Raw genomic sequence first — 17,421 nt, forward strand, 5'->3', positions numbered from 1 at the left:
CGCACCAGCCTAATGCGCCACGCCCGGCCCCCTCAGGACTTGATCCGGGCAGGCCACATCAGAACTTGATGTCGCCGAGCATCCCGGCGACGTTGGTGGTCAGCTCGCTGATCGTGGGTGCCACAGAAGAGCTGGCCAGATAGAACCCGAGCAGTACGCAGACGAGCGCGTGCCCCGCCTTCAACCCCGACTTGCGGATCAGCAGAACGACAATGATCGCGAACAGCACCACCGCCGAAATCGACAGGGCCACGGCGGTTCACCTCCAGAGCAGCCAACACAGCGAGCAAAACGGACAAACAGCACGAGCAAAACAGACAACTGCGGTCACGCCGGGGCGAGTAGCGGACAGACGAGCTGCGGGACCACCGCCTCCCACCCAGCGCTACGGATCATAACTTTCCGTGCGTACGCATGGATCGGTGCATGGCAGCACAAGGGGCGCATGGAAGCGCGACGATCAGTAGCCTCGGGGCATGACCTCGCCACCTCCCTCGCCCCGCCCTTCCGCCCTGTCATTCCCACGCCAGCAAGCGCGCACTCAGCGGTTCACGCTGGGGGCGCCACGCGCGTTCACCGTGTCGCCCGACGGCTCCCGAGTGGTCTTCCTGCGCTCCCGCTCGGGCACCGACCGGGAGAACCTGCTGTGGGTCCTGGACGTCGACGACCCCCAGGGTTCCGCCCCGTCCACCCCCGCGACCAGCACGTCCACACCCGAGGAGCCCGCCGAGCGGGTCGCCGCCGACCCCGCCGCGCTGCTCCGCGGCCGGGCCGAGGAGCTGTCCGCGATCGAGCGGGCCCGGCGCGAGCGCAGCCGCGAGAGCGGCGCCGGAATCGTCGGTTACGCCACCGACGACGCCGTGGAGCTGGCCGCGTTCGCGCTCTCCGGACGGCTCTTCACGGCCGAGCTGCGCGCCGGAACCGCCCGTGAACTCCCCGTGCCGGGGCCGGTGATCGACCCGCGCCCCTCGCCCGACGGCCGGCATGTGGCATACGTCTCACGGGGCGCGCTGCGTGTGATCGGCGCGGAGGGGGACGGGGACCGGGAGCTCGCCGGACCCCACAGCAATGACGGCAACGACGCTGACGAAGCCCATGACGCCACGGCCACGCGGACGGTGACGTACGGCCTCGCGGAGTTCATCGCCGCGGAGGAGATGGGGCGTTCGCGCGGCTACTGGTGGTCGCCGGAGTCCGACCGGCTCCTGGTGGCCCGGGTCGACGACGCTCCCGTACAGCGCTGGTGGATGGCCGACCCGGCGCACCCGGACCGGGAGCCGACCGCGGTCGCGTACCCGGCGGCGGGCACGCCCAACGCGGACGTGCGGCTCTTCGTGCTCGGCCTGGACGGCGGCCGTACCGAGGTCGTCTGGGACCGGGCCCGTTACCCGTATCTGGCCCGCGCACACTGGTCGGCCTCGGGCGCACCGCTGCTCCTCGTACAGGCCAGGGACCAGCGCAGCCAGCTGTACCTCGCGGTCGACCCGGAGGACGGCTCGACCCGGATGGTGCACGCCGACGAGGACCCGGACTGGCTGGAACTGCTGCCCGGGGCCCCGGCGTGGAGCCCGTCCGGGCAGCTGGTGCGGATCGCCGACGAGGGCGGGGCACGGGTCCTCTCGGTGGGCGAACGGCCGCTGACCGGACCGCAGTTGCAGGTGTGCGCGGTGCTCGACATCGCCGACGAGGACGTCCTGATCGCCGCCCGCGCGGGCGGCGCGGCGAGCAGCGCGGAGACCGGCGAGACGCATGTGTACCGGGTCAACGAGCTGGGCGTGGAGCGCGTCTCGCAGGAGCCGGGGGTGCACTCGGCGGTCCGCTCCGGCGGGGTCACGGTCCTTGTCTCGGCGCGACCCGAACACCCCGGCGCACAGGTGCAGGTGCTGCGGGACGGCAAGCAGGTGGCGCTCGTTCCGTCGTACGCGGAGCGGCCCGGCATCACGCCGCGCGTGACGCTGACCGAGGTGGGCGAGCGGCGCATCCCGTGCGCCGTGCTGCTCCCGACCGGCTACAAGGAGTCGGACGGTCCGCTTCCGGTGCTGCTCGATCCGTACGGCGGGCCGCACCACGCGCGCGTACAGGCGGCGCACAACCCGTATCTCACCTCGCAGTGGTTCGCGGACCAGGGCTTCGCGGTCCTGATCGCGGACGGCCGGGGGACGCCGGGGCGGACGCCCGCCTGGGAGAAGTCGATCCGGGACAACCTCGCGGCGGCCGTCCTGGAGGACCAGGTCGAGGCGGTGCAGACGCTCGCCGGGTCGTTCCCGTTCGACCTGTCCCGGGTGGCGATCCGCGGCTGGTCGTTCGGCGGGTATCTGGCCGGGCTCGCGGTGCTTCGGCGGCCGGATGTCTTCCATGCGGGCATCGTCGGCGCCCCGGTGACCGACCAGCGCCTGTACGACACGCACTACACCGAGCGGTACCTGGGCGACCCGAACGTCCAGCCCGCCGTGTACGCGGAGAACTCGCTGGTCTCGGACGAGGGTCTGGTGGGTGCGGTGGCCCCGGCGCGGCCGATGATGATCGTGCACGGCCTTGCCGACGACAACGTGGTGATGGCGCACACGCTGCGGCTCTCCTCGGCGCTGCTCGCGGCCGGGCATCCGCACGAGGTGCTTCCGCTCTCCGGGGTGACCCATATGACGCCCCAGGAGCAGGTGGCGGAGAACCTGCTGCTGCTCCAGGTGGACTTCCTGAAGCGGACCCTCGGTGACTGACCCAGCCTGACCGGGCACGGGCGACCGGGCACGGGCGAGGGAAGCGATCGGCCGGGGTGCCAGACGCACCCCGGCCGATCTACGGCACCCGCACGGCCGTACGCTGCTCAGCGTGGCTTGTCCGTATATCGGAAGTGCGTCGGTCAAGTTGCCCGCGTGTAAACGTAGTTGAGGCTCGTTAATCGACGAACGTCGCACCCGCCGGGGCCGCGTCAAGCACGCCGCCGAATCGATCTGCGGACCATTTCAATCAAGGATCTATTCGATCTTTTCCCGCGGGCCCGCGTCTCTTGACGGCACCAGCTGTTCATTGCCAAAGTCCGCTCAAATCACGGCGATTGACCGTGACGTGCCACGTACCACCTTCACGTACGGGGGCTTCACGTCATGAGCGACTCCACGCAGGAATCCGTCGAGGCAACCGGCGTACCGTCCGGGCGATCTCCCGGACAGTTGATGTGGCTCCGCTTCAAGCGCGACCGGTCGGGTGTGATCTCCGGTTGCATTGTGGTGGGGTTCTTCGCGATCGCGCTGCTCTCCCCGGCGATCTCGAAGCTCTACGGAAAAGATCCCTATACGCGGTACGGGCAGACCAGGGAGGGCCTGCTCAACGACTACGGATATCCGATCAAGCCGAACGGCGGCATCGACGGCGAGTTCTGGTTCGGTATTGAACCAATTCTCGGGCGCGATGTGTTCACCCAACTCCTTTACGGGATGCGGACCTCGCTGCTTCTCGCCCTGGCCGTGACCGCCGCCTCGGTGCTCACCGCGATCGTGCTCGGTGTCGCCGCCGGATATCTCGGGGGCCGTGCCGACTATGTCATCGGCCGGGTCATCGATCTTCTGATGGCCTTTCCGAATCAGTTGTTCTTCGTGGCCTTCATGCCCATCGTGGTGGCCCTGTTCGTCGACCCGCGGGACGAGACGCCGACGTACATCCGCTGTCTGGCGCTGGTTCTGGTGCTCTGGTTCCTGGGGTGGATGGCGCTCGGGCGGATTCTGCGCGGGGTGACGCTGTCGCTGCGGGAGCGGGAGTTCATCGAGGCGGCGAAGGTGAGCGGGGCCTCGCCGTGGCGGATCATCCGCAAGGAACTCCTGCCGAATCTCGTCACCCCGATCCTGGTGCAGGGCACCTACATGATGCCCAACGCCGTCACCTCCATCGCCGGGCTCTCCTTCCTCGGCGTGGGCCTGGTCGAGCCGACCCCGGACTGGGGGCGGATGTTCGCGATCGGCGCCGATCACTACGAGAACGACTTCACCTATCTCTTCTTCCCCGGGGTGGCGATGGTCGTCTTCATCGTGGCCTTCAACCTCCTCGGGGATTCGGTCCGGGACGCATTCGACCCCAAGACCAACCGCTGATCCATCGCTGAAAGGGCAGGTGCTCAAGCAGCCATGACTGGTATTCAGCTATTTCCGCAGCACAGAAGACGGACCGCGGTGGTCGCCCTCGCGGCCGGGGCCCTGGTGCTCAGCGCCTGCAGCAGCGGGGGCGGGGGCGGCGGCAAGGACGGCAGCTCCGGCGAGGGCACAGTGCCCGAGGCCAAGGAACAGGGCCTGATCACCTTCGGCGGCGCCGAGGAGTCCACCGGCCCCGCCGAGGACGTGCCCGGCGCCAAGCCCGGCGGCACCATCCGGATCCTCCAGCGGGACAGCTTCGCGCACCTCGACCCGGCACAGATCTACGTCTCCGACGAGGGCTCCCTCGCCACGCTTCTGCACCGCCGCCTGACCACCGTGAAGCTGGACAACGACGGCAAGTACCAGGTGGTCGGCGACCTCGCCACGGACAGCGGCAAGTCCAGTGACGGCGGCCGGACCTGGACGTACAAGCTCAAGGACGGGATCAAGTTCCAGGACGGGTCGCCCATCACGTCCAAGGACATCCGGCACACCTTCGAGCGGCTCTTCGCCAAGTTCGTCACCGAGGGCCCCACGTTCATCCAGACCTGGATGGCGAACACCGCGGGCGCCGACTACCGCAAGCTGCTGCCCGACGGTCCGTACAAGGGCGAGCACCTGCCGGACAGCGTTCTGGAGACCCCGGACGAGAACACGGTCGTCTTCCACTTCAAGGAACCGCAGAACGACCTGCCGTACGCGCTCGGCATGGCGGGCTACGGCGTCGTACCGGCCGGGGCCAAGGACACCAAGCAGAAGTACGACAAGAAGCCGCTGGCCTCCGGCCCGTACAAGATCCAGGAGTTCAAGACCGGCAAGTCCATGACACTGGTCAAGAACACCGAGTGGGACCCGAAGACGGACGCGTCCCGGCACCAGTACCCGGACAAGTTCGAGATCACCTTCAACCACCAGAGCGACGACTACGCCAAGCGCGTCATGTCCGACACCGGCGAGAACCAGTACGCCTCCACCTTCACCAACCAGGTGGACGCCGGCTCGGTGCCGAGGGTGATGGGCAACAAGGAGCTGAAGGACCGTTCCCTCGCGGGCTACCAGAGCTTCGTCGCCCAGTTCGCCATGAACATGGACCGCATCAAGGACAAGAAGGTCCGTGAGGCCATCGCATACGCCTTGCCGATCAAGTCCGTGCTCTCGCCGTACGGCGGCGCCGCGGGCGGCGACCTGGCGGCCAGCCTGATCAGCCCGCTGCTGCCCGGCCACGACAAGACGTACGACCCGTACGGCAAGCTCAAGAAGCCGAACGGCGACCCGCAGAAGGCCAAGAAGCTGCTCAAGGAAGCCGGGAAGACCGGCATGAAGCTGACCTACGCCTACAACAACAGCGCCGAGGACCAGCAGGTCGCCGTCGCCGTCGCCGACGCCCTCGAGCAGGCCGGGTTCGACGTGCAGCGCAAGGAGCTGCCCGCCGACACCTACTACGACCTGGTCGGCAAGGCCGACAATCAATACGACCTGTACCGCAACAACTGGGGCCACGACTGGCCGAGTTCGTCCACCGTGATCCCGCCGCTCTTCGACGGCCGGAAGATCGCCGACGGCGCGAACAACTACTCGCACGTCAACGACCCGAAGATCAACTCGGAGATCGACCGGATCTCCAAGATCGCGGACCCGGCCGAGGCGGCCAAGGAGTGGTGGAACCTCAACAAGTACATCCTCGAAGAGGTCCTGCCGGTCGTCCCCGCCTACTACTACAAGCAGCTGCAGATCAACGGCTCCAAGATCGGCGGCGCGGTCTACAACGACGACCTGAGCGGGATCGACCCGACGAAGCTGTACGTCAAGCAGTAGGCGTCTGACGGAACACGCGGTCGCGCCGTCGGCCCGGTCCCCGACCCCGCCGACGGCACGGCCCCGGTCACTCTCACGGAGCCCGCCATGCTGCGATTCCTGGCCCGACGATCCCTGGGCGCCCTGGTCATTCTGGCCATCATCAGCGCCTTCACGTTCTTCCTCTTCTACAGCATTCCGCGCGACCCCGCGCTGCTCGCCTGCGGCAAGAACTGCACCCCCGACGCCCTGAAGATCATTCGCGAGAACATGGGCATCGACAAGCCGATCCCGGTGCAGTACTGGGAGTTCATGTCCGGCATCTTCACCGGGCGCGAATTCGCCGTCGGGCCCTGCCCGGCGCCGTGTCTCGGCTACTCCTTCGTGGACAACAGCCCCGTCTGGGAGACCATCCTCGACCGTTTCCCGACCACGGTCTCGCTCGCGGCGGGCGGCGCGGTGGCCTTCCTCTGCCTCGGCCTGAGCGCCGGGATGCTGGCGGCCTGGAAGCGCGGCACGCTCGTCGACAAGGTGGTCAGCTCCACGTCCCTGGCCCTGAGTTCGATGCAGATCTACTTCGTGGGCCCGCTGGTGCTCGCGCTCCTCGTGTACCGGCTCGAATGGTTCTCACAGCCGAAGTACGTGCCGTTCACCGAGGATCCGGTCGGCTGGTTCGTCGGCCTGATCATCCCGTGGTTCGTACTCTCCCTGATCTTCATCGCCAACTACACGCGTATGGCGCGCTCCTCGATGATCGAGCAACTCCAGGAAGAGCATGTGAAAGCGGCCCGCGCCAAGGGCATGAGCGGCCGCACGGTCTTCTTCCGGTACGCCTGGCGGGGCTCGCTCATCCCGATCGTGACCATCTTCGGCATCGACATGGGCTCCCTCTTCGGCGGCGCGGTGATCACGGAGTTCACGTTCACGCTGCCCGGGCTGGGGCGCCTCGCGGTGCAGTCGGTCCTCAACACGGACCTGCCGATGCTGATGGGCGTCATGCTCTTCGCGGCCACCGCGATCATCCTCTTCAACATCCTGGTGGACGCGGCGTACGCGTTCATCGACCCGCGTGTACGGCTGTCCTAGGAGACCTGAAGTGGCGTTTGTGACCAAGGAGTCCGATGGCCGGGACGAGGGCGGGGGCGGCATCCCCGCGGACGACGGCAGCTTTCTCTCGGTACGCGATCTGAGAGTCCGCTTCGCCACCGAGGACGGCGTCGTCAAGGCGGTGGACGGGGTCTCGTTCGAGCTGCGGCGCGGCCAGACCCTCGGCATCGTCGGCGAGTCCGGCTCCGGCAAGTCCGTGACCAACCTGTCCGTACTGGGCCTGCACGACCCGAAGAACACCACCGTGACCGGCGATATCGTCCTGGACGGCAGCTATCTGATCGGCGCCGCCGAGCGCACCCTTGAACGCCTGCGCGGCAACAAGATGGCCATGATCTTCCAGGACGCGCTGACCGCCCTCTCCCCGTACTACACCGTGGGCCGGCAGATAGCGGAGCCGTACCGCAAACACCTGGGCGCGTCCCGGAAGCAGGCGCGGGCGCGCGCGGTGGAGATGCTGGAGAAGGTAGGCATCCCCAACGCCGCGCTCCGCGTCGACGACTATCCGCACCAGTTCTCCGGCGGCATGCGGCAGCGCGCGATGATCGCCATGTCCCTGGTCTGCAACCCGGACCTGCTGATCGCGGACGAGCCGACGACGGCGCTCGACGTGACGGTCCAGGCCCAGATCCTGGACCTCCTGAAGGACCTGCAACGCGAGTTCGGCTCCGCGATCATCCTGATCACGCATGACCTGGGCGTGGTGGCACGGACCGCGGACCACATCCTGGTGATGTACGCGGGCCGGGCGGTGGAGCGAGGCACGGTACGTGAGGTGCTCTCGGCACCCCAACACCCGTACACCTGGGGCTTGTTGACCTCGATGCCGCAGCTCGACTCGGACGTGGAGCAGCCGTTGACGCCCATCCCCGGCACTCCGCCGAGCCTGCTCGACCCGCCTGGCGGGTGCCCCTTCCACCCACGCTGCGCCTTCGCGGCGGAGGTCGGCGGGGGACGGTGCGCGGTGGAGCGGCCGGAGCTGCCCGAGGGGCGGGGGGCGGCCTGCCATCTGACGGCGGAGCAGCGGGGGCGGTTCTACGGGGAGCGGATCAGGCCGAGGCTGGGTGGGGGGAGCAGGCGGTGACGACTCCACTGGAGAAGAACAGCGCCCTGGAGAACAGTCCGCGGGAGGACAGTCCGCGGGAGAAGGCGCCTGCCCCGGAGGGGACACTGGCACAGGCACCGTCAGTGGGCGCCGCCGCCGAGCCGCTGCTCGTGGCCGAGGGCCTGGTCAAGCACTTCCCGATCCGCGGCGGCTTCCCGGTGAAGCGCACCGTGGGCGCCGTCCAGGCGGTGGACGGCATCGACCTCACCGTGCACCGGGGCGAGACGTACGGCCTGGTCGGCGAGTCGGGCTGCGGCAAGTCCACGCTCGGCCGCACGCTCGCGCGGCTCCTGGAGCCGACCGCGGGCACGCTGACGTACCGGGGCCGGGACATCACGCACGCGGGCCGCAGGGAACTGGCGCCCATCCGCCCCGAGATCCAGATGATCTTCCAAGACCCGTACGCGTCCCTGAACCCGCGGCAGACCGTGGGCACGATCGTCGGCGGCCCGATGGAGATCAACGGGATCTGCCCACCGGGCGGCCGCGAGCGCCGCGTGCGCGAGCTGCTGGAGACCGTCGGTCTCAGCCCCGAGCACTACAACCGCTTCCCGCACGAATTCTCCGGCGGCCAGCGCCAACGCATCGGCGTGGCCAGGGCCTTGGCCCTGGAACCGAAACTGATCGTGGCGGACGAGCCAGTATCGGCGCTCGATGTCTCCATCCAGGCACAGGTGGTCAACCTGCTGCGACGGCTCCAGCGGGAGCTGGGCATCGCGTTCCTGTTCATCGCGCACGACCTGGCGGTGGTACGGCACTTCTCGCAGCGGGTGGCGGTGATGTACCTGGGGCGCATCGTGGAGGTCGGCGACCGGGAGGCGATCTACGGGCGGCCGCGGCATCCGTACACGCACGCGCTGCTTTCGGCGGTACCGGAGGTGGATCTGACGGGGAACGGAACGCCGGGAGGCGGCCCCCGCGAACACATCCGCCTGACGGGAGACGTCCCCTCCCCCATCCACCCACCCTCGGGCTGCCGCTTCCGCACCCGCTGCTGGAAGGCCCGGGAGCGCTGCGCGACGGAGACGCCGCCGTTGGTGCGGCTGGCGGGGAACGGGGCGGGGCACCTTACGGCTTGCCACTTCCCGGAGGATGGCCAGCCGAGTTAGTACGCAGATTTAGTACGTGGATCTAGCACGTGGATTTAGTACGCAAGGTGGGAAGGGCTCAGTGGGTGACGTAATAGATGGCGGCACCCAGCAATGCGACCAACGCGGCCGCGAATTGGATGGTCCAGGGGCCGGAGGCTTCTTCATAGGGGATGTTCGGGTCCGCGAGGACCTCACGGAGGGCTTTGCGGTGGCCGAGGATCCCCAGCGGGCCGGAGAGCACCAGGGCGCAGTAGACGGGGAGCATTTCGACGAGAGGTTCGTCGTATGCGGCGCTGAATCCGGCGATCGGGAGTATCGCGGCCAGGGGGCCGGCGGATACGAAGAGTTTGTAAGCCCTTGTGGGCATCGCCGCTCGCATGGTGACGATCCAGAGCCCGGCCCCCGCTGCGGCGAAGAGCCACCACAGCGGGGAATTCTGCAACGGCATGTTCCATCCTTCTCGGAGACGGGCGGCGAGCGCGCTCCGGCCCGCTCGCCGCCGCTGTTGATGAGGGAAAGGGGCCTTACGCGGTGAACCAGCCGACGACCGAGGCCGCCGCGTCGTTGATCCCCTTGATGGCGGCCTTGCCGACATTGCTGACCATCTGGCTCGCGGCGAGACTTCCCACGCCGCCGAGGCCCAGCGACAGAGCGATTCCGCCGACGGACGTCATGAAGTTCGAACTCCCCCAGCCGTAAGCCTTCGCATTGTACAGAGCACTGGTCGCGGCGAACACGAGCGAGAGTCCGGCCAGGCCGCCCGCGAGCAGCTGGCCGCCGGGAATGAACGCCGCGACCACGGCAGCGCCGCCGAGTACCGCGCTGATACGGCCGAATGCCGTCGCGGCGGTTTTGGCGCTGTCGACCTGCTCCTTGCGGATCTGCTCGGTCGTGACGGTGTCGTGTTCCGGGGAGTCGGCCGGGTCGACATTGTTGTCCTCGTTCTGTCGGGCCTCCGTCGCCTTCCGGGCCGCTTCCGCGGCGATCTCGTCCTTGCGCTTCTGCTGGGCGATGGATTTGGCTTCGGCGGCCGCGGCCTGGGCGGCGCTCGCGTCCTTTCCCGCAGCGATCGCATCCGCATAGGCCTGGTCCGCGGCGGTCTGGGCGCTGGACGCGGCGGCGACCGCGGTAGTGGCCGAGGCGATCGCCTGGTTGGCGGAGTAGTTCGCGCGCCGCCCTGCCGCGCGGGCGGCCGCGGCGGCGTCGGAGGCCCGCTTCGCGGAGGCAGCCGCGTCGGCTGCCGACGCGTCGGCCTTGGTAGCGGAGGCGGCCGCATCGGCGGCGTAATTGTCCGCGTCCGTGGCGGACTTGGCGGCCTTGTCGGCCCACTGCTGCGCCTCGGCGGCCGCACCGCGTGCCTCGGCGGCGGCCTGAGCCGCCTCGGCGGCGTCCTGGAAGGCCGCGGCCGCGATCTGGGCGGCGCGGGCGATCTGTGCCTCGATGGCGGCGACGTGGGTGGCGGTGTCGTCGTCCGCCTGCTGTGCCTTGTGGCGGGCGGAGCCGACGAAGCGCTCCAGCATCCACTGCGGGCCTTCGAGTGCGGTCTGCGCGGCGGCCTCGACATTGGGGCCCGCGCCGTTGAGGGCGGCGAGCGTCGTGACCCGGTCGTCCTCGGTCCTGGCCTGGTAGTAGCCGGTGAGGAGGTAGCTGTGCAGGGCTTCGACCGTGTCGGCGTCCAGGGCGGCGTTCGCGGCGTCGGTCACCGCCTGGCCCGCGCCGTTGAGGGTGCGGAACACCTCGGCGCGGTAGTCGTCGGCCTGGACCGTCAGGGCCCCCTGGGTCAGGAAGTCGGTGACGGCCTGCTCGCTGGTGCCGGCGAGCACCTCCTTCGCGGCTTCCGCGAGGAGGGCGCGGCCCGCGCTCGCCAGGGTGAGGACCTTCTCACGGTCGTCGAGGCGGGCCGCCCGCTCGTGCGCCGCGTCGACCCAGTCGACGACGGCCTGGTCGTCTCCGGACAGTGCCTCCTGGGCGGCCTGGCCGGTCCAGTTGCCCGCGGCCGCCATCAGGAGGACGGCGGCCTTGCGGCCGAGCGAGGCCTTCTGCGCGGGGTCGCTCGCCGCTCGCGCCTGGGTCAGCAGGGTGCGGGCCTCCTCGGCGGTCAACTCCTGCTCGGTCTGGAGCTTTTCGATCCGGGCGTGGTAGGCGGTCTCTTCCTTCTTCAGCTCTCGGGCCGCCTCGATCGCCAGGGCACGTTGCTCGGCGACCTCCGCGGCCTCCGACTCCCGGGCGAGCGCCGCGACGTTCTGCGCCTGGGTGACGGCATCGGCTGCTTCGGTGGCAGCGGCGATCGCGGCGTTGGCGTGAGTGGTGGCCTCGTTGGCCCAGTCCTGGGCTTCACCCGCGGCCGCCGCGGCTTGCTCAGCCGCCGCCGCGGCGGCGTCCGCGTGGTCGGCGGCTTTGTTGGCGGCCGTGTTGGCCTGGCGGGCGGCGGTCGCCGCTTTGGCGGCCAGGGCTCCGGCCCGGTCGGCGGCGGCCGTGGCAGTGGCGGCGGCCTGGTTGGCCAGCGCCGCTGCGTCCCTGGCGCGCTTGGCCTCGGCCTCGGATACCCCTGCGGCCGTGGCGGCGTCGGCCGCGGCGGTGGCGGCGGCCGCGGCGTTCTGCCCGGCCCGCGCGGCCGCCGCACTCGACGTTTGCGCCTGGGCGCTGGCGTCCGCTGCGGCGGTCGCGGCGGCGGCGGCCTTACGGGCCTTCTTCGCGGTGTTCCGCGCGGTCTCGGCGGCCTGCCGGGCGGCCGAGGCCTGGGTGGCGTCCTTCGACGCGGCGGACGCGGCCCGCCAGGCGCGGACCGATGCCCGCGAGGCGGTGGCGGCCGCTGCGGCCGCGGCCTGGGCGGCGCTCGCTGCCGTACGGGCGGCCGAGATCGCGGTGCGGGATGCGGCAACTGCCGTACGGGCGGCCGCCGCCGCGCCACTCGCGGCGTCTGCGGCGCGGCCCGCGGCACGCGATGCCTTGGCCGCTTCGCCCTGTGCCGCGGCGGCCTCATCGGCGGCGACCAGGGCGGCCTTCTTGGCCTCGGCCGAGGCGGCCTCGGCGCGTTCGGCCGCCTCCTTGGCCTCGACGGTGGCCGAGTGCGCCCGCAGGCCGGCGCCCTCGGCCTGGACGACCAGCTGGTCGATGGTGAGTTTCTCCTGGTCGCGGGCGCGCGCGAGATGCTGGCCGCGGGCCAGGAACTCATGGATATCGGCGGCGGTACCGTTCAGGGCGCGGTTGATCGCCTCGGTGAGATTCGGGCCCGCGCCCGTGAGCATGCCGATCGTCTCGACCCGCTCGTCCTCCTGGCGTGCGGTGATCTGTCCTTCGTTGAGGAAGGCGGCCAGGGCGGCCGGAGTGCCGTCGTCCAGGGCCGCGTTGGCCTCGCGCACCACGGCCTTACCGCCCGCGCCGAGGATCGTGAGGACCGCGACCCTCCGGTCGTCGGCGAGCGGCGCCTCGTACCCCTGGGTCACGAAGGCGTGCAGGTCGGCATCGGTGCCGGACAGGGCGAGTTGGGCCTGCTCGCGCACGCCCGGTCCGGCGCTGTTGAGAGCTTCCAGGACGGCGACCCGCTCGTCCTCGGCGCGGGCCCGGGCAAGTCCCGTGCCGAGAAAGGCGGTCAGGGCGGCCTCGGTTCCGGGCAGCACCGCGGCGGCATCCTTCTGCACCGCGACGCCGCCGAGGTTCCAGGCGTCCACGGTCTGTGCGCGCGGTCCGTCCGCGCCGCCGCTTTCGGCGGCGGCCGCGGTCGGGGCGTTGCGTGTGCCCACCACGGTTGCTGCCGTCGCGGCAACCGCAAACGTCAGAAACCGCCTCCGGGAAGGCCCCATTTCGGACACACCGGATCTAGCCGTATTGCGTCTCAGCATATTCGCTCCACGCCCCACAGATTCAGTTAGTCGGACATGCACTGGCGTGCATCACCTCAAGAAAAGGCGCACCGCAACCTGCCAGAACACCGACCGGCACCGCAAGGAGGGGCATCAAATGCCCCCTTTACCATCCCTTGGCGCACGTCATTAAAGCGGACACATGGGTAATTCACGGGCGGGGAAAAATTTTACCCCTACCTAAGGCAACCCTTAGTCGAGCCGCCGCCACCGCTCTGACCGGCAAGAACCGGCAGCAAGAGGCTTGCGGAATCGGTCACTTCGGATGGTATGAAGGGGCGTCAAAAGTCATGAGGCCAGTGGGAACGGTCGCCGCGCAGGCGCGTCGTGTCCCACCGAGCGCTATGCGCGAATGCCGAATTCGCCAGGGACGAGATATTCGTGAGACGTAGACTTTTCGCCGTCGGCATTGCCGTACTGGCGGCCCTTTTCGTGGCCGTTGGAATAACCGGCACAAGCATCGGAATAGGCGGCCCGCAGACGGCGGTGGCCGCCGATCCGCCACCCTTGGCGTTCGAGGACTATGCCTATCCGAACGCCGCGCAAATCAAAACAGAGCAGGGCATTCTGCTCAAGAAGGGCGACGGGCACATCACGCTCGTCGACTGTGCGAGCGAGACCGGTCTGATCGAGGTCTGGTCCCGCAGCAATGACAAGTTCTGCTTCAAGGTCACCGGCGACTCCGGCTGGCTCACCCTTGAACTGCCCTCGGTCTACGGGGTGAAGGGCAACGACTACGCCGTCGAGGTCGACATGACCGTCGAGAACACCAAGAAGACCTACAACATCGCCCGGAACAGCTGGACCCAGGTGGGCGAAACCGCGGACCCCGAGGGGCGCCCGCACACCCTCGTCGAGATCCGCGCGGTCATGTAGCCGTCTGGAACGTGAAGTTCCCGGAAGTCGGGCCGCCCTTCCCGGCCTTCGGCCCGCTCCTGCCAAGCCGAGACCCACTCACCCAAGGAACACTCCGTGCGCAGATCCTCCGTGCCCAGACCGTCCGTGCCCAGACCCGGACCCAGACCCCGCGCGGCCGCGCTCGCCGCCATACTCGCGGCCGTCACCGCCACCGGCGCCCTGTCCGCTTCCTCCGCACAGGCCGTGGTCGGTGATCCCGCCGCTGACGGCACCTACGCGTTCACCGCCAAGCTCACCATGGGCAATTACGAGCGTGCCTGCTCCGGTGCGCTGGTCGCCGCGCAGTGGATCGTGACAGCGGCCAGTTGTTTCGCCACCGACCCGGCCGCGCCCGAGACGGTCGCCCCCGGAAAGCCCGCGCACAAGACGACGGCCACCATCGGCCGTACCGACCTGAATTCCACCACCGGAACCGTCGGCGAGGTCGTCGAGATCGTCCCGTCCCCCGGCCGTGACCTGGTGCTCGCCCGGCTCGCCAAGCCGACGAGCGGCATCGTCCCGGTGCCGCTCGCGAGCACCGCGCCCGCCACGGGGGAGACACTTCAGGCCGCCGGATACGGCCGGACCGCGACTCAGTGGGTGCCCGACAGGCTGCACTCCTCCGCCTTCACGGTGGAGCCCTCGGCCGGCTCCGCCGTCAACCTCACCGGCGCGACCGCCACTTCGGCGATCTGCGCGGGCGACACCGGAGGCCCGCTCCTGCGCGGCAGCGGCACGTCCACCGAGCTGGTCGGCGTCAACAGCCGCTCCTGGCAGGGCGGATGCTTCAACAACGCCGACGAGACCCGCACCGGCGCGACAGCGGCTCGCACCGACGACATCACCGAGTGGATCAACACCACGGTGAACGCGACTCCGGCCACCGACTTCAACTGCGACGGCGCGGTCGACACCGCCGTCGGCGACCCGGACGCCACGGTCTCCAGTTACGCCAAGGCGGGCCGCGTACAAGCGATCTACGGTGCCGGCAAGGGCAACGTCGAACTGTCCCAGGCGCTCACCGCCGTCTCCGGGGCCCCCGAGGCCGGGGACCGTTACGGTGCCGCGCTTGCCACCTTCGACCACAACCTCGACGGCTGCACCGACCTCGCGGTCAGCGCACCCGGCGAGTCCATCGGCACCGAAGCGGGCGCTGGATTGGTCACCGTCCTGTACGGCTCGCCGGACGGGCTCGCCCAGGGCAAGGCCACGCTGGCCCTCCGGCAGGGCGCGGGCACCGGTGCGCTTGCCGCGCTCACCGCGCAGGCCGGGGACGGCTTCGGCAGCGCACTCGCCGCCGGGACGACCACCAGCGGCGACCCGTATCTGGCGATCGGTACGCCCGGTGAGGACGCCGGCACCCTGACCGATGCGGGCGGGGTGAGCTATCTCTACGGCACCGGCACGGCCAACGTTCTGATCCACCAGGACAAGACGGGTGTCCCGGGCGCCATGGAGAAGGACGACGCGTTCGGTTCCTCGCTGGCCGGCTCCCCGCAGCATCTCGCGATCGGCACGCCCGGCGAGGCGATCGGCACCACCGCGGCAGCCGGTGGTGTGGGGCTCTTCAGCCACACCAGGAACTCCGCCGGGATCCCCACCGGCATCGCCGGACTCGACCAGGACCTGGCCGAGGTCGAGGGCAGCGCGGAGACCGGTGACCGATTCGGGACCTCCGTTGCCCTGGTGCCCTACCGGGCCACTGCAAGCTCCCCCGGCAACGAGTCACTCCTCGCGATCGGCACGCCCAGCGAGGACAGCAGCACCGTCAAGGACGCCGGACGGGTCGATGTCTTCAAGGCCACGATCAGCGGCTACAGCCAGCTGTCCGGGTTCTACCAGAGCTCTCCGGGCGTGGTCGGCGCGATGGAGGCGGGCGACGCGTTCGGCAGCACGCTTTCGGCCGTCGCCACCGCACCCGGCGAGGTCAGCACCGCGCAGAACACCCTGCTCGCGGTGGGCGTGCCCGGCGAGGATGCCGGGACCACCGTGGACGCCGGTTCCGTCTACACCTTCGGGATGCTCGGCGCGCCCGGCGACTCCGACGTCCCCGTCTACCCCGGCAAGGCCGGTGTGCCCGGCGCCCCGGCCGCTGGTGAAAAGTACGGCTCCGCCGTCCACACCACCGGCAGTCACCTCTACCTGGGCGTGCCCGACGGGCCGTCCCCGCACGGCCGGGTGCACACCGTGCCGTGGGCGAACATCACCAGCGCCGCCACCGAGGCCGTGACGACGTACGAGCCGGGCCAGGACGGTCTGCCCGCCACCGGCCAGGCCTTCGGTACCGCCATCCGCTGATCCCACCACGGTGGATCGAGGCCGTGCCCTCTCCCTGAGGGCACGGCCTCCCCCTGGGCCCAGCCACCCGCCGGGCCCAGCCACCCACCGGGCCCAGTGGGAGGCGGTCGAGCCCGGCGAACCGTCGAGCCCGCAGCACACTGCCCCCTTCCCCCTCGCGGGCCCGCTCATCTCATCACCCGTACTCCCCCCTTCTGAAAGGCACTTGGCCGTGCGCCGCTTCCTCCTGCCCGTCCTCGCCGTACTGCTCGCGGTCGCGGGCACCTCCGCCGCCGCCCCGCTCCGGAGCCCGGCCACCCTCCCGCAAGCCCTGTCCGTCTCGACGCACAAGTACGGCAGCCACGAGCGGCAGTCGGTCGACGTGTACGCACATCCGTCGTTGGTCAACCGGCCCGCGCTCGTCCTGATCCACGGCGGCTACTGGTACCAGCAGACCAACTGGACCACGTACGCGCAGAAGCTCGCCGACGACGGCTTCCAGGTCTTCGCGATCGAGTACCGGCTCAACTTCGAGGCCGCTTGGCCCGCGCAGCGCGACGACGTCGCGAGCGCCGTGCAGTGGGTGCGCGACAACGCCGCGCGGTTCGACGCCGACCCGGACAGAGTCGTGATGCTCGGCTCCTCGGCCGGCGGTCAGATGGCCACCGACGCCGCCACCCACGGCACCAACGCCCTCGATCTGAAGGGCATCGTCGCCCTGTCCCCGGTCGCCTCGCCCTACCGTGCCTGGGTCAACGGGAACTCCTCAAGTGTCGCCAAGGTCCGCAAGGTGCGCGACAACGCCGCGATCCTGGCACGCTGTTACCCGGACTCCAGCGACACCTCCACCGCCATGCACGCCTCCTGCTGGGACACTTGGCGCGACATGGTGTCCAAGAACTGGGCCAACGCGGGCGACGCACCCATGTATCTCCTGCACTCCGACGGCGACTTCGTCCCGCCCGCCCACTCCACCGACCTGGAGGCCGTCGCCGAAGCCAAGGGAGTCCCGGCCGGGGACATCCAGACGCATATCGTCACCGGATCCACCTCGCACGGTGCCGCACTGCTCGGTGAAAGCGGGATATACGACTCCGTCGTGGCGTGGCTCAAGAACCGGGCGAAGTGACGCTTGCGCCGCTACGGCTGCTGAAGTAATCCAG

The 17,421-nt window shown here is 69.7% G+C and carries 12 protein-coding genes; 9 read left to right on the forward strand and 3 right to left on the reverse strand.

Features of this window, described 5'->3' with window-relative positions:
* Positions 1–58 precede the first annotated feature (58 nt).
* Positions 59–253, reverse strand: a complete 195-nt coding sequence (locus ACWD10_RS21840) for a hypothetical protein (RefSeq protein ID WP_451093410.1) — start codon at positions 251–253, stop codon at positions 59–61.
* A gap of 223 nt (positions 254–476) precedes the next feature.
* On the opposite strand from ACWD10_RS21840, the gene ACWD10_RS21845 reads away from it, so the two are divergent.
* From ACWD10_RS21845 to ACWD10_RS21870, 6 genes are all read left to right on the forward strand, one after another.
* A complete protein-coding gene (locus tag ACWD10_RS21845) occupies positions 477–2,717 on the forward strand; it encodes a prolyl oligopeptidase family serine peptidase (protein WP_451093412.1) in 2,241 nt (746 codons plus the stop codon).
* Positions 2,718–3,104: 387 nt separating this feature from the next.
* Positions 3,105–4,085 (forward strand): ABC transporter permease, encoded by a 981-nt coding sequence (locus ACWD10_RS21850; RefSeq protein ID WP_451093414.1) that lies wholly within the window; start codon positions 3,105–3,107, stop codon positions 4,083–4,085.
* A gap of 33 nt (positions 4,086–4,118) precedes the next feature.
* Positions 4,119–5,939: an ABC transporter substrate-binding protein gene (locus ACWD10_RS21855; protein WP_451093416.1), complete on the forward strand. Its 1,821-nt coding sequence runs from the start codon at positions 4,119–4,121 to the stop codon at positions 5,937–5,939.
* An 87-nt stretch (positions 5,940–6,026) separates the two neighbouring features.
* On the forward strand, positions 6,027–7,004 hold the full coding sequence (locus ACWD10_RS21860) for an ABC transporter permease (protein WP_451093418.1): 978 nt from the start codon (positions 6,027–6,029) through the stop codon (positions 7,002–7,004).
* 10 nt (positions 7,005–7,014) lie between these two features.
* Entirely contained in the window at positions 7,015–8,109 is a 1,095-nt protein-coding gene (locus ACWD10_RS21865) for an ABC transporter ATP-binding protein (RefSeq protein ID WP_451093420.1), read from the forward strand.
* A gap of 86 nt (positions 8,110–8,195) precedes the next feature.
* A complete protein-coding gene (locus ACWD10_RS21870; RefSeq protein ID WP_451093540.1) occupies positions 8,196–9,239 on the forward strand; it encodes an ABC transporter ATP-binding protein in 1,044 nt (347 codons plus the stop codon).
* A 58-nt stretch (positions 9,240–9,297) separates the two neighbouring features.
* Here ACWD10_RS21870 and ACWD10_RS21875 read toward each other — a convergent pair whose 3' ends face one another.
* Together ACWD10_RS21875 and ACWD10_RS21880 are read right to left on the reverse strand one after the other, a co-directional pair.
* Entirely contained in the window at positions 9,298–9,669 is a 372-nt protein-coding gene (locus ACWD10_RS21875; RefSeq protein ID WP_451093422.1) for a hypothetical protein, read from the reverse strand.
* Between the two features lie 76 nt (positions 9,670–9,745).
* On the reverse strand, positions 9,746–12,967 hold the full coding sequence (locus ACWD10_RS21880; RefSeq protein ID WP_451093424.1) for an ALF repeat-containing protein: 3,222 nt from the start codon (positions 12,965–12,967) through the stop codon (positions 9,746–9,748).
* Positions 12,968–13,465: 498 nt separating this feature from the next.
* Here ACWD10_RS21880 and ACWD10_RS21885 point away from each other — a divergent pair, with 498 nt between their 5' ends.
* The 3 genes from ACWD10_RS21885 to ACWD10_RS21895 all read left to right on the forward strand — a co-directional run bounded on the left by ACWD10_RS21885 (position 13,466) and on the right by ACWD10_RS21895 (position 17,387).
* The gene (locus ACWD10_RS21885) at positions 13,466–13,960 is read left to right on the forward strand and encodes a hypothetical protein (protein WP_451093426.1); all 495 of its coding nucleotides are present in this window, start codon (positions 13,466–13,468) and stop codon (positions 13,958–13,960) included.
* A 96-nt stretch (positions 13,961–14,056) separates the two neighbouring features.
* Positions 14,057–16,279, forward strand: a complete 2,223-nt coding sequence (locus ACWD10_RS21890) for a S1 family peptidase (protein WP_451093428.1) — start codon at positions 14,057–14,059, stop codon at positions 16,277–16,279.
* Between the two features lie 211 nt (positions 16,280–16,490).
* A complete protein-coding gene (locus ACWD10_RS21895) occupies positions 16,491–17,387 on the forward strand; it encodes an alpha/beta hydrolase (RefSeq protein ID WP_451093430.1) in 897 nt (298 codons plus the stop codon).
* The last annotated feature ends 34 nt before the right edge of the window (positions 17,388–17,421 follow it).

This window comes from Streptomyces sp. NPDC002851, assembly GCF_053591935.1.

Bases quoted from the DNA above. Each gene is read 5' to 3' on its own strand.
- ACWD10_RS21860 (WP_451093418.1), top strand. From the start codon at position 6,027: ATGCTGCGATTCCTGGCCCGACGATCCCTGGGCGCCCTGGTCATTCTG.
- ACWD10_RS21855 (WP_451093416.1), top strand. From the start codon at position 4,119: ATGACTGGTATTCAGCTATTTCCGCAGCACAGAAGACGGACCGCGGTG.
- ACWD10_RS21850 (WP_451093414.1), top strand. From the start codon at position 3,105: ATGAGCGACTCCACGCAGGAATCCGTCGAGGCAACCGGCGTACCGTCC.
- ACWD10_RS21875 (WP_451093422.1), bottom strand. From the start codon at position 9,669: ATGCCGTTGCAGAATTCCCCGCTGTGGTGGCTCTTCGCCGCAGCGGGG.
- ACWD10_RS21845 (WP_451093412.1), top strand. From the start codon at position 477: ATGACCTCGCCACCTCCCTCGCCCCGCCCTTCCGCCCTGTCATTCCCA.